This is a genomic window from Streptomyces sp. NPDC088732, from assembly GCF_044751205.1.
Taxonomy (GTDB): Bacteria; Actinomycetota; Actinomycetes; order Streptomycetales; family Streptomycetaceae; genus Actinacidiphila.
Map to the genome: position 1 here is coordinate 184,686 of NZ_JBIVLI010000019.1, position 12,728 is coordinate 197,413.

Genomic DNA, 12,728 nt, shown 5'->3' on the forward strand with positions numbered 1-12,728 from the left:
GACATGCACCCGCCGCCGTCATGTCAGGAGGAACCACAAGGGTTCCGAAGCGAGAGGGCGCCCACGTTGAACCGACGAGCACTCATCCGCGGGGGCGCCGGCATCACCGCCGCGACCTGGCTGAGCGCGGCCTGCGATCCCGCAGGATCCGGCCACCCGGCGGCCGCCGGCAGCCGAATACCCAGTGCCGCGTCCACGGGGACGGGAACGCCCACCGCCGCGAGCGGACCGCCCGCCGCCACCAGCGCCGCAGCGACCGTCCCGCCGGACTGGAAAGCGCTCGCGCACTCCCTCGACGGCCGGCTCGTCCGCCCCGACGACGCCGACTACGCCACCGCCCGGCTGCTGTACAACACGCGCTTCGACGGGCAGCGCCCCGCCGCGGTCGCCTACGTCGCCGGCACCGAGGACATCCGGGAGTGCCTGGACTTCGCCCGCCGCACGGGCGTCCCCGTCTCGATCCGCAACGGCGGCCACTCCTACGCCGGCTACTCGGGCGGCAAGGGCAGGCTCGTCCTGGACGTCTCGTCCCTCGCGAAGATCACCCGCTCCGGCTCGTCCGCCACCATCGGCGCCGGCGCCAAGCTGATCGACGTCTACACCAAGCTCGGCGCCGCGGGCCGCACCCTGCCCGCCGGCTCCTGCCCGACGGTCGGCATCTCCGGCCTCACCCTCGGCGGCGGCCACGGCGTCATCAGCCGGGCCTACGGTCTGACCTGCGACAGCCTCACCTCCGCGGAGATCGTCACCGCGGGCGGACGGGTGCTGCGCTGCAGCGCCGACGAGAACCCCGAACTCTTCTGGGCCCTGCGCGGCGCGGGCGGCGGCCAGTTCGGCGTCGTCACGAACCTGACGTTCACCACCCAGGCCGCACCCCAGGTCGTCACCGGCTACCTGACCTGGTCGTGGAGCAAGGCCGCCGCGGTCATCCGCGCCTGGCAGGAGTGGGGCCCCACGCAGCCCGACCAGATCTGGTCCGCGCTGCACCTGGACAAGTCCGGCTCCGGCTCCCCGAAGATCAGCATCGCCACCGTCGGTATCACCTCCCGCACGGAGCTCGCCAACGCCGTCGACCGGCTCGCCGACAGCGTCGGCGCCCCCGCGAGCAGCGTCTCCCTCCACCCGCGGCCCTACCTCGACGCGACGCTCGCGTACGCGGGCTGCTCGGACCTGAGCACCGCCCAGTGCCATCTGCCCGGGACGACCCCGGGCCGCAGCCCCTCCGGCCGCCTCGGCCGCGAGACGTACACCGCGCGCTCGGACTTCTACGACCGCTCCCTGACGGAGGCCGGCATCCAGACGCTGCTCTCCCAGGTCGGCGCGCTGCGCTCGGGCGCCGGCAGCGTCTCGCTCACGGCGCTCGGCGGCGCCGTCAACCGGGTCTCCCCGACCGCCACGGCCTTCGTGCACCGCCGCTCGCGCTTCCTCGCGCAGTACATCGAGACCCCCGGCACCACCCAGTGGCTCGACGGCCTGCACAGCGCGATGCGCCGGTACGCCTCGGGCGCGGCCTACCAGAACTACACCGACCCCACGCTGGCCGACTGGCGCACCGCCTACTACGGCTCCGCCGCCGACAAGCTCACCCGGCTGAAGACCCGCTACGACCCCACGCGGCTGTTCGCCTTCCAGCAGGCCCTGTAGCGCTCGCGCCCGCCCGGCGCGGGGAAACCCGTGGGAGCCCTCAGGCCGCCAGATCCCTGTCGGCGGCCGTGGGCTCCGGGAACGGCTCCCCGCGCCGCGCCGCGGCCTTCCCGGCCGGCTGGGGCACCCGGACGAGCACCCCCGCCCGGGAAGCGGCCACAGCGGACGCCAGCGGCGTCAGCAGGGCCAGCGCGAGGGGTGCGAAGAGCAGCGCGACGGCCGTGCCGAGGGCGAAGCCGCCCAGCACGTCGGTGGGGTAGTGCACGCCCATGTAGACCCGGCTGAAGCCCTCGGCGAGCGCGATCCCGACGGCGGCCAGCCCCCACTTGCGGCTGACCAGGAAGAGCCCGACGGCCACCGCCATCGTCACGGCCGCGTGGTCGCTGACGAAGGAGAAGTGGACCCGGCTCCTGACGAGCACGTCCAGGCCCTGGTGCTCGACGAACGGGCGCGGCCGGTCCACGAAGTTGCGCAGCGGGACGTTCAGCAGCACCGACACGCCCCCCGCGAGCGCGGCCCAGACCACGCCCGCCACCGCCGCCGGGGCCTCGGCACCGCCGCGGCGCGCCACCCGCCACCAGCACCATCCGGCGACCAGCACCATGAGCAGCAGGAGTCCGTACTCGCCCACGACCTCCACGGCGCGGTCCAGCCAGCGCGGCGCGTGCTTCGCGAGCCCGTTGATGTCACGGAGCAGGCTGACATCCGGGTTGGAGCCGTCCAGTGAAAGCGCAGCCACCGGTGCACCCCTAACTGTCTCCGCGGCACCCCCGCACACAGACGACACGAGGCCGGGAGTGCCATTGTCCCCCGTCCAACGAGCCGCACGGTACGCGGCGTTCCGGTCTCCACCGGATGATCACCAGGACGTTACCGAAGGGAGACCCGCCCGGCCGCGGCGGGGCCTGCCCGTGCCGCGGCCGCGACCGGCCGTCAGACCGCCGCCGCGCCCGCCGCCGTCACCCGCGTCGCGCCGATGTAGTCCGGGCTGTCGATCTTGTCGAAGCGGATGACCGCGCCCGTGTACGGGGCGTTGATCATGTACCCGCCGCCGACGTAGATCCCGACGTGGTGGATCGAGCGCGGGTCGGTCAGGTCGTTGGCGAAGAAGACCAGGTCCCCCGGGAGCAGCTCGTCGCGCTTCGGGTGCGGCCCGGCGTTCCACTGGTCGTTGGCCACGCGCGGCAGCTCGATGCCGACCGACTCGTACGCCGCCTTCGTCAGACCCGAGCAGTCGAAGCGCCCGCCCTGGTCCGCCGTGCCGTTGCCACCCCACAGGTAGGGCGTGCCCAGCTTCTCCTGCGCGTAGTAGATGGCACCCGCCGCCTGCCGGGAGGGCGCGACCGCGCCGACCGGCGCCGCGAAGCTCTTCTCCAGCGTGGTGATGATCCGCACGTAGTTCTGCGTCTCGCGGATGCGCGGTACCCCGCCGGCCTGGATCACCCGGTACGCGCCCGCGTTGTACGCGGCGAGCATGTTCTCCGTCGGATCGCCCGGGACGTCCTTCACGTACTGCGCCAGTTCGCAGTCGTACGACGCCGCCGACGGGATCGCGTCCCGCGGGTCCCAGACGTCGCGGTCGCCGTCACCGTCGCCGTCCACACCGTGCGTGGCCCACGTCCCGGGGATGAACTGCGCGATGCCCTGCGCCTGCGCCTGGCTGCGCGCCTGCGGGTTCCAGCCGCTCTCCTGGTACAGCTGGGCCGCCAGCAGCGCCGGGTTGATGGCGTCGCACAGATTCCCCCACTTCTGCACGATGCCCTGGTAGGCCGCGGGCACGGCCCCCTTGGCGAGCGCCACCGCGCCCCCGCCGCCGCCCGCCAGGTTGGCCGCCACCAAGTACGTGCCGACGACGAGCAGCGTCACGAACGACATGAACAGCCCGCCGACCACCCCCGCCAGCCACCAGGCCTTGCGCGCCGAACGACCCGCCGCCGTCACCCGCCCCACCCTCTCCGTGTGCTCGCCTGCTCAGCCTGCCCGGCACGGAAGGTGACGGAGCGCCAGGCCCCCGGAAGCATCCCCGGGCAGCGCGCCGCCAATCGTTGCCCTCCGCTCACCACCGTGATACACAGAGTAGTCAACTAAGTCCCATCGAACACCGGCTCGCACGCCGCTGCGACCATTTTGACGGCTGCGGCCCGGATCACACGAGGGAATCGGCTGAGAAAGTCGCTGAGTCGACATACGACGGCGACATCCTCCGCCAAGATAGACCTTGGCTCCTTGCGCCCCGGCGAGGATGCCAACTGATCTAGCGTGGTGGTGAGTTCTCATGTTCCTGGCGGCCGACAAGGGCGACATCAACACCATCATTGGTGGTATCGCCCCGGACTGGGGGCCGTTCGGCTCCCTGGGGAACGAAGCGCGCGTGATGATCGAGGTGGTGATGGCAGTAGCGATTCTGCTCTGTCTCGCCATCGCGATCTGGGGCGCCGCGAAACAGCGCATCGGAGCGACCGCGCTCCGCGACACCTTCAGTGCCGAACAGGGCAAGGGCCTGATCATCGCCGGACTCACCGGCGTGTTCATCATCGGCTCCCTCGGCACCCTGTTCACCATCGTCTACGGGATGGCGGTCTAGCGACCGCGCTCCGGGCTCCCCGCCCCGTCCCCTGCGCACTGTCCCCAAGGGGCCCGTCCCGGCCCCGTTCCCCACCCGAGGCTGCGTACTGATGCCCACTCACCCGACGATCCCCAAGGGGGCGAGCCCCCGATGAGCCTCGGCCCGGACGGCCCGCCCACGCGCACCCGGCTCCCCGAGTCCACGGCCGGCACCGGCGTCCCGGCGCGCCGCCCCGCGCGCTCCGGGCGCAGCCTCGTCACCGTCGTCGGCGTCGTCGTCCTCCTCATCGCCGCGATCGCCTTCGTCAACCGCGGCGGCGACCACGGCGGGGAAACCGCGGGCTCCGGCAACGGCAACCGCGCCGCGGGCGGCGGCACCGCCCCCCAGCCCACCGCCGCGACCGGCACCCGCCCGGTCGACGGCAAGTCCGCGGGCATCCCCACGGGGTACTCCCGTACCGACCAGGGCGCGCAGTCCGCCGCGGCCAACTACGCGGTGGCGCTCGGCTCCGACGGCATGTTCACCGCGGACCGGCGCCACGCGATCGTCGCGGCGATCCACGCCCCGGACGTCGTCGGCCGTCTCCAGGCCGACCTGGACCGGGCGTACTCGCCGAACTTCCTGCAGAACGTGGGCCTCAACGAGGACGGCAGCGTCCCGGACGGCTACACCTTCGTCTCCCGCACGATCCCCGTGGGTTCCAGGGTGACGGAACTCTCCGGCGGCAGCGCCACCGTGGAGGTGTGGTGCACCGGACTGGTCGGCCTGGCCGGTGAGGGATCGACGAAGCCGGTGACCCAGACGTGGTTCACCATCACCGAGCAACTCACCTGGGCCGACGGGGACTGGAAGATCGAGTCGTCGGGCCAGAAGGAAGGCCCCGCCCCGGTCAACGGCGACAACCGGGCGGCGAGCGCGGACGAGATCGCCAACGCGGTCGAGGGATACGGAGGTTTCACCTATGCCCGGTAGCCGCCTCCGCCGTGCGCTGTCCGTCACGGCCGTGGTCACGGTCGCCCAGACCGCGCTCGTCCTGGCCGCCTCCCGTGCCGCGGCCGCCCCCTCGCCGACGCCCAGCCCCAGCGGCACCAAGAGCGCCTGCGACTACATCGTGGGCCAGGCACGCGACTACTGCGAGAACGGCGACGGTTCTGGCGGCCACACCCCCTCCGTCGTCGATCCGCTCGACCCCCTGTCCTCGCTCGCCAAGGGCTGCGCCGACGCCGCCGCGTGGGTCATCGACGGCCTGTCGAAGGCGGTCACCAAGACCGCCGCCGTGGACTTCACCAACAAGGCGTTCCTGACCCAGTACGCGGTCGTCTTCGCCGCGTCCACGTTCCTCACGCTGCTGCTGTGGCTGCTGGCTGTCGCCAAGCGCGCCGTGCGCGGCGTGCCGCTGACCGAGGCGCTGACGGAGGCCGTCGGCTTCCTGTGGCTGACCGTCATCGCCTCCGCGTTCACCCCGCTGATCCTCTACACCGTGGTGTCCGCCACGGACGGGATCACCGAGGTCATCGCCTCCGGCACGGCCGCCAACACCGATGCGTTCTTCGGGTCGTTCACGGACGCCCTCACCAAGGGCTCCGACATCGGCGGCGGCCCGATCATGCTGATCGTGGTCTCGCTGGTCTCCGTGCTCGCCGCCGGCGTCCTGTGGCTGGAACTGGTGATCCGGGCCGCCCTGCTGTACGTCGGCGCCCTGCTCGGCACCGCGGTGTACTCCGGCCTGGTCGACAAGAACATGTGGCACCACGTGCGCCGCTGGGCCGGGATCATGATCGCGGTGATCCTGGTGAAGCCGGTCATCGTGATCGTGCTGGGCCTGGCGGGCGCGCTCAGCGGTTCCGACGGGCCCACCGCCTTCGGCGCCGTCGTGTCGGGCCTGGCCATCATCCTGCTGGCCATCTTCGCCAGCGCGATGATCTACCGCTTCGTCCCCGGTTTCGGTGACGACGTGGCCAGCCTGCGCAGCAACCGCAAGGCGAGCTCCGAGTCCCAGGCGGCAGCCGTCATCTCCTCGCCGGCCGCGCTCGTCAAGCAGGGCATCAAGACCCACAGCACCCGCGGCGGCGGCCAGGAGCAGCCCACGGGCGGCGGCGGAGGCCAGCCCGCCAACACCGTGCCCAGCGGCATCGCCGCCCACAGCAGCCGGAACGGCGGCTCGAACGCCCCGGCCCCCACGCCGTCCCCGCGGACCAACCCCGACCGCGGCAACGGCGGCAAGAGCACCACAGCAGGAGGCGAAAGCCGGTGACGTCCCAGCCCTATGCCGCCCCGCAGCAGCGCCGTACCTATCTGATCGGCAAGGCCCGCCCCAACGCCATCGTGGGCAAGAACCGCGAGACGGGCGAGATCGCCCTGATCATCGCGGGGGCCTTCCTGGGCATGATGTCCGGTCTGCTCATCCCGATCCTGCCGCTGCGCATCCTGGGCCTGACGGGCTGGCCGCTGCTGGCCTTCGCCGCCGTCTACATGCCCTACCGGCGCCGCACCTTCTACCGCTGGTTCGAGATCAACCGCACCTACCGCCGGACGCTGCGCTCCGCCCCGACCTACCGCTCCGCGGCCCTGGAGGCGGGCACCCGGCTCGACGGCCGCGAGGTCGAGATCGGGCCGCCGCCCGGCATCGGGCGCATCACCTGGCTGTCGGCCCCCTTCGGCCCGGACGAGATCGCGGTCCTGCTGCACGTCGACCGCCGCACGGTCACCGCGGCCATCGAGATCGAGGGCCCCGGCGTCGGCCTGCGCGACAGCGAGGACCAGGAGGCCCTGGTCGACCGGTTCGGCACGCTGCTCAAGCACGTGGCCAACGGCGACGGCTTCGTCACCCGGCTGCAGATGCTGGCCCGCACGCTGCCCGCCGACCCCGACGCGCACGCCAAGGACGTCGCGCAGCGCGGCGACGAGCACGCCGAGCAGTGGCTGAAGGACTCGTACGAGCAGCTGCAGTCCATGGTGTCGACCTCCTCCGAGCAGCACCGCGCCTACCTCGTGGCCTGCATGCACTACAGCCGCGAACTGGCCGCCGAGGGCAACGCCATCGCGCGCGCCGCCGGCGCCGGCCGCAAGGGGCTCGACAAGGACGCGGGCATCGCCGCGGTCATGGCCCGCGAGCTGACCGACATCTGCGCCCGGCTCACCGAGGCGGACATCCGCGTCCGGCAGCCTCTGGGGCAGGCCCGGCTCGCGTCCCTGATCCACTCGATGTACGACCCGGACCACCCGATCGACCACATCCAGGCGATGACCCGCCGCAACGCCTGGCCGGCCGAGCTGGACGCCACCGAGCCCACGTACCTCCAGGCCAAGACCCGCGAGTCGGTCACCCGCGCCCCCTGGTGCCACTCCACCGCGTGGGTCAAGGAGTGGCCGCTCACCCCGGTCGGGGTCAACTTCCTTGCACCGCTGCTCGTCCACACCCCGGACGTGATCCGCACGGTCGCCGTCTGCATGGACCTGGAACCCACCGACGTCGCCATCGAGCGCATGCTCACCGAGAAGACCAACGACGACGCCGACGCCAGCCGGGCCGCCAAGATGAACCGCGTGGTCGACCCCCGCGACATCGCCCACCACAGCCGTATCGACCAGCGCGGCGAAGACCTCGCCTCCGGCGCCGCCGGCGTCAACCTGGTCGGCTACATCACGGTCTCCTCCCGCTCCCCCGAGGCACTCGCCCGCGACAAGCGCACGATCCGCGCCGCCGCGGGCAAGTCGTACCTCAAGGTGGAGTGGTGCGACCGCGAGCACCACCGGGCGTTCGTCAACACGCTTCCGTTCGCGACCGGCATCCGCCGGTAGCCGTGAGGACGACCATGCGCCCGTGCGCGCTTGACGCCCCGCCCGCAGGGGCGGGACCAATGGGAAGGACGACAGGGACAACGATGCCGAGCCGAGGCCCGCGCCGCGGGCGCGACGACGACCGCTGACGCCGAGGAGGCGCTCCACCCATGGCCATGCTGGACCCCCTCGCAGCGATCACCGACGCCTTCACCGGCTTCCTCTTCGGCAAGGTGGAGAGCACCCGCCTCCCCGTCCGCACCTCCACCGGCCAGGCCCAGGCCGTCTACCTGCCGACCGCGGCCCCCGGCCTCGGCGACTCCGGCGTGATCATCGGCCGCGAGGTCTACTCCGGCAAGGGGTACATCTACGACCCCTTCCAGCTGTACGGACAGCAACTGCCCGCCCCGCACTGGCTGGTGCTCGGCGAGTCCGGCAACGGCAAGTCCGCGCTGGAGAAGACCTACGTGCTGCGGCAGCTGCGCTTCCGCGACCGCCAGGTCGTCGTCCTGGACGCCCAGGGCGAGGACGGCGTCGGCGAGTGGAACCTGATCGCCAAGGCCCTCGGAATAACTCCCATCCGGCTCGACCCGCTGGCCGCCCTCGACGGCGGCATCAAGCTCAACCCGCTCGACCCCGCGATCGCCACGACGGGCCAGCTGGCCCTGCTCCGTACGATCATCGAGGTCGCCATGGGCCGCGGTCTGGACGAACGTTCCGGCTTCGCGCTCAAGGTGGCCCACGCCTACGTGCACGAGACGGTGACGGACCGCCAGCCGATCCTCACCGACATCGTGGAGCGGCTGCGGCACCCCATGGAGGACTCCGCCGACTCGATGAACGTCGACCTGGAGGACGTCCGCGCCTGGGGCCTGGACGTCGCCCTGGTGCTCGACCGGCTCGTCGACGGCGACCTGCGCGGCATGTTCGACGGCCCGACGACCGCCGGCATCGACCTGGACGCGCCGCTCATCGTCTTCGACCTGTCCCACATCGACCGCAACTCCATCGCGATGCCGATCCTCATGGCGATCGTCGGCGTCTGGCTGGAGCACACCTGGATCCGCCCCGACCGGAAGAAGCGCATCTTCCTGGTCGAGGAGGCCTGGCACATCATCAACAGCCCTTTCGTGGCCCAGCTGTTCCAGCGCCTGCTGAAGTTCGGCCGCCGGCTCGGCCTGTCCTTCGTCGCCGTCGTCCACCACCTCTCCGACGTCGTGGACGGTGCCGCCGCCAAGGAGGCCGCCGCCATCCTCAAGATGGCCTCCACCCGCACCATCTACGCCCAGAAGGCCGACGAGGCCCGCTCCACCGGGCGGGTGCTGGGCCTGCCCCGCTGGGCGGTGGAGATCATCCCCACGCTCACCCCCGGCATCGCCGTCTGGGACGTCAACGGCAACGTCCAGGTGGTCAAGCACCTCATCACCGAGTCCGAACGCCCCCTCGTCTACACCGACCGCGCCATGACCGAGGGCTCCGTCGACTACGACGAGGACCCGGACGAGGGCGAGCCACGGGTCTCCCTCGACAAACACATGGCCGACGACGCGGTGGCCTGAACGGTGGCCTGACCATGGCGAGACAGCACCACAGCGGCCAGGAGCGCGAGGGCGGGATCCCCGACGGGCTCATCCTCGGCGTGATCGGCTTCCTGCTCGGCATGACGATCCTGGTGTGGACGGGCACCGGGATAGCCGGCTTCCTGTCCCACGGCGCCTGGCCGGCCGACGTCCACTTCACCCGGACGCCCCTGGCCATGCGCCACCTCATCGCCCAGCCCCACGACATCGCGGGCGCCTGGGCCCCCGCCCCCCTGGCGGGCCTGCCCGGCTCGGGCCTGTTCTGGGGGGTCTTCATCGGGCAGCTGATGGTGCTCTTCGTGCTCACCGTCTTCGTCATGGGCGCCATCGCCCGCACCCGGCTGCGGCACGCGGCCCGCCGCGCCGCCGCCAAGGCGGCGGCGACAGTGCCCGCGCAGAGCTCCCCGGCCGCCGCACCCGTCACGGCGCCGGTACCGGCCCCGTCCCCCGCGCCGGACCCGCCCGTGAACCTGCCCGTGGATGCCGCGCCGGTCCGCGCCGAGCCCCCCGCGGCCGCCGAGGTCTCCGTCGACCGCGAACTCACCCGCACCTACGCCGCCTTCGCGACGCACCGCGGCGACAAGGGCAAGCGCCTGGTCCAGCCCGCCGTCCTCAACGCCGCGGGCCCGGTCGTCGTCACCACCGCCGACCCCGACACCTTCCGCCAAACCGTCGGCAACCGCGCCAAGCTCGGCCCGGTCCACGTCTTCGACCCGGCCCACCTCGTCGACACCCCCGCCCGGCTGCGCTGGGCGCCCCACACGGGCTGCGAGGACGTCCCCACGGCCGTCACCCGCTCCCGGGCCCTGCTGTTCCCCGTACGCCCCCGTGCGAGCCTCGACGCGGCCCTGTACGACGCGGCCGAGACCCTGCTGCGCTGCTGGCTGCATGCCGCCGCCGTGGACGGCCAGCCCTTCCGCCAGGTCCACCGCTGGGCGGGCGGCACCAACGGCCAGGACGCCGTACGCATCCTGCGCACCCACACCCGGGCCGCCTCCGGCTGGAGCGGCGAGCTGGAGTCCGTGCTCCACGCCCACGCCGACCGCCGCGACGCCGCCCAGGCCCTCGTCCACCGCGCTCTGGAGTCGCTCAACTCCGTGCACATCAGGGACGCGTGCAATCCCGGCCGCGCCGACTCGCTCGACGTGGAGTCATTCCTGACGGATCTGGGCACGCTGTACGTGGTGGGCGAACCCAACGAGGACCCGCGAACCCACCCGGGTGCGATGCCGCTGCTCACCGCACTCGTCTCGAGCGTGGTCGAGCACGGCCGGCGCATGGCCGCGAAGTCACCCGCCGGTCGGCTCGACCCACCACTCACCCTCGTCCTCGACGACGTCGCCGCCCTGGCACCGATCCCGGAACTCCCGGACCTCCTCGCCACGGGCGCAGCCGGCGGCCTCCCCACCCTGGCCGTGCTCCGCTCCCCCGAGCAGGCCCGCGACCCCTGGCGCTCCCCCGTCTGGCAGCGCGCCGATGCCCGCCTCGTCCTCGGCCCCCAGCCCCCGGCCCTCCTCGACGAGATCCCGGACGCGGTCCTGCTGCCGTAGGGCCGGCCGCCGTTCGCCGCACGCCCGTTGATAGCGTCCCGCCCGTCCCCCGCGCATGCGAGGAGGACCCGGGTTCGCGACGACAACATCGAGGTGTGCATGAGATCGGGCAGAACAGCCGGCATGGCCGTACTTGCGGGTGCGGTAGCCCTGGCGGCGTTCACCGCGCCGGCGGCGCAGGCCGCGGCGACCGGCGTCACCGTCTCCAAGGCCGTCGTCAACGGCGGCAAGCCGATCGTGGTGGGCACCTCGCAGGTGGTGACACCCTCCACGTCGTACCACTTCACCCTCCCTGCCGGATACAGCACGGCACATCCGGAGCGCTACGCCGTCGTTCTCTTCCTCTACCACGGCACCACCGCCGACAAGGGCGCCAAGGCCGGAGGGATCTACTCGAACTTCGAGGACTGCCTCGAGGACGGCACCCGTGCATGGAACTGCAAGGGTGAGCTCTACATCGAACCCCGGTACCGCCTGGACTCCGACAACGACGCCACGACCTGGAAGATCGGCGCCTCCATACGCCTCTTCAAGTCCAACGGCACGCTCGCCGCCCAGGAGTACCGGACGGTCGCGGGCAGCGTGCAGGTCAAGCGCCAGGCGAAGGCCACGGTCAACGCCGCGCCCGAGCCGGTGAAGAAGGGCGCGACCATCACCGTCACCGGCAGCCTCGTCCGTGCCGACTGGGTGAAGCACTCGACCACGGGCTACGTCGCCCAGCCGGTCAGGCTCCAGTTCCTCAAGAAGGGCGCCACCGCCTACACCACCGTCAAGACCGTGAAGACCGGCACCAAGGGCGCCCTGAAGACGACCGTCAAGGCCTCTGTCGACGGTTCCTGGCGCTGGTACTTCGGCGGCACGCCCACCACGGGAGCGACGGCCTCCGCCGCGGACTACGTCGACGTGCGCTGACCCGCACACCCCCGCACATCGACGACAGCGGGTCGCGGACTGCGGCACCTTCAGCTCCGCGGCCCGCGTCCCGCGTCCCGCCGCTACGGGCGGTCCAGCGCCATCTCGTACTCGGTGCGGGACTCGTCCAGCGGGAACGCCATCGTCCGCCCGGTCCTGACGAATCCGAGCCGCTTGTAGAAGGCCTGTGCACGGTGGTTGTCCTCGTGCACCCACAGCCGCACCCGCCGCACCTCCGGCAGTCCCCACGACCATGCGACGGCGGCCCCGAGCAAGTCCGCGGCCGGCCCGTCGCCCCTGAACTCCGGCCGTACGTACACCCCGACCAGATGCGTCTGCGGCACGTCGTATTCGGCGCCGGTCTCGACGAGCACCGCGACATTCGCCACCCGCTCGCCGGCCTCGTTCTCCGCGATGAACGACTGCGTCCGCGCCCGTTCCTGCCACACCTCGTCCGGGAAACCCGCCTCGGTCTCGTAGGTGCTGACGAACGCCACCGCACTCACGGGGTCCTTGAGTGCTTCCAGCCGCAGTGCCCGCTGGGCACGCCATTCATCGGGACGGGAGGCTCGTATCGCATAGTTCGTCATGGCGTGATGGTACGCAAAAAAGCCTCAACCCCCGAGCATGAGCTCGGGGGTTGAGGCTGAAGAATTGTTCGGCGGCGTCCTACTCTCCCACAGGGTCCCCCCTGCA

At 72.0% G+C, this 12,728-nt stretch carries 11 protein-coding genes; 8 read left to right on the forward strand and 3 right to left on the reverse strand.

The genetic code is table 11. The features are described 5' to 3' along the window. Positions 1 to 66 precede the first annotated feature (66 nt). Positions 67 to 1,644 (forward strand): FAD-binding oxidoreductase, encoded by a 1,578-nt coding sequence (locus tag ACIP9H_RS29970; protein ID WP_401596631.1) that lies wholly within the window; start codon positions 67 to 69, stop codon positions 1,642 to 1,644. A gap of 40 nt (positions 1,645 to 1,684) precedes the next feature. Here the strand turns inward: ACIP9H_RS29970 and ACIP9H_RS29975 are convergent, their stop codons facing one another. Together ACIP9H_RS29975 and ACIP9H_RS29980 are read right to left on the reverse strand one after the other, a co-directional pair. Further along, positions 1,685 to 2,383, reverse strand: coding sequence for a phosphatase PAP2 family protein (locus ACIP9H_RS29975; RefSeq protein ID WP_401596634.1), 699 nt, complete (start codon positions 2,381 to 2,383; stop codon positions 1,685 to 1,687). Positions 2,384 to 2,577: 194 nt separating this feature from the next. Then, a complete protein-coding gene (locus ACIP9H_RS29980; protein WP_360910365.1) occupies positions 2,578 to 3,519 on the reverse strand; it encodes a bifunctional lytic transglycosylase/C40 family peptidase in 942 nt (313 codons plus the stop codon). 400 nt (positions 3,520 to 3,919) lie between these two features. Here ACIP9H_RS29980 and ACIP9H_RS29985 point away from each other — a divergent pair, with 400 nt between their 5' ends. From ACIP9H_RS29985 to ACIP9H_RS30015, 7 genes are all read left to right on the forward strand, one after another. Beyond that, positions 3,920 to 4,228 (forward strand): hypothetical protein, encoded by a 309-nt coding sequence (locus ACIP9H_RS29985; protein ID WP_319140882.1) that lies wholly within the window; start codon positions 3,920 to 3,922, stop codon positions 4,226 to 4,228. A 132-nt stretch (positions 4,229 to 4,360) separates the two neighbouring features. After that, the gene (locus ACIP9H_RS29990; protein ID WP_401596637.1) at positions 4,361 to 5,182 is read left to right on the forward strand and encodes a hypothetical protein; all 822 of its coding nucleotides are present in this window, start codon (positions 4,361 to 4,363) and stop codon (positions 5,180 to 5,182) included. Next, positions 5,172 to 6,464 carry a hypothetical protein gene (locus ACIP9H_RS29995; protein ID WP_401961827.1) on the forward strand — a complete coding sequence of 431 codons (1,293 nt, stop codon included), beginning with the start codon at positions 5,172 to 5,174 and terminating at the stop codon, positions 6,462 to 6,464. The genes ACIP9H_RS29990 and ACIP9H_RS29995 overlap by 11 nt, the downstream gene beginning before the upstream one ends. Beyond that, positions 6,461 to 8,011 (forward strand): SCO6880 family protein, encoded by a 1,551-nt coding sequence (locus tag ACIP9H_RS30000; protein ID WP_401596643.1) that lies wholly within the window; start codon positions 6,461 to 6,463, stop codon positions 8,009 to 8,011. The genes ACIP9H_RS29995 and ACIP9H_RS30000 overlap by 4 nt, the downstream gene beginning before the upstream one ends. A 155-nt stretch (positions 8,012 to 8,166) precedes the next feature. Beyond that, positions 8,167 to 9,549: an ATP-binding protein gene (locus ACIP9H_RS30005; protein WP_401961840.1), complete on the forward strand. Its 1,383-nt coding sequence runs from the start codon at positions 8,167 to 8,169 to the stop codon at positions 9,547 to 9,549. Positions 9,550 to 9,563: 14 nt separating this feature from the next. Then, complete coding sequence (locus ACIP9H_RS30010) at positions 9,564 to 11,120, forward strand: type IV secretory system conjugative DNA transfer family protein (protein WP_401596645.1); 1,557 nt, start codon at positions 9,564 to 9,566, stop codon at positions 11,118 to 11,120. A gap of 123 nt (positions 11,121 to 11,243) precedes the next feature. Continuing rightward, positions 11,244 to 12,032: a hypothetical protein gene (locus tag ACIP9H_RS30015; protein WP_401961830.1), complete on the forward strand. Its 789-nt coding sequence runs from the start codon at positions 11,244 to 11,246 to the stop codon at positions 12,030 to 12,032. Positions 12,033 to 12,115: 83 nt separating this feature from the next. On the opposite strand, the gene ACIP9H_RS30020 is transcribed toward ACIP9H_RS30015, so the two are convergent. Then, positions 12,116 to 12,622, reverse strand: coding sequence for a GNAT family N-acetyltransferase (locus ACIP9H_RS30020; RefSeq protein WP_401596649.1), 507 nt, complete (start codon positions 12,620 to 12,622; stop codon positions 12,116 to 12,118). Positions 12,623 to 12,728: the final 106 nt, after the last annotated feature.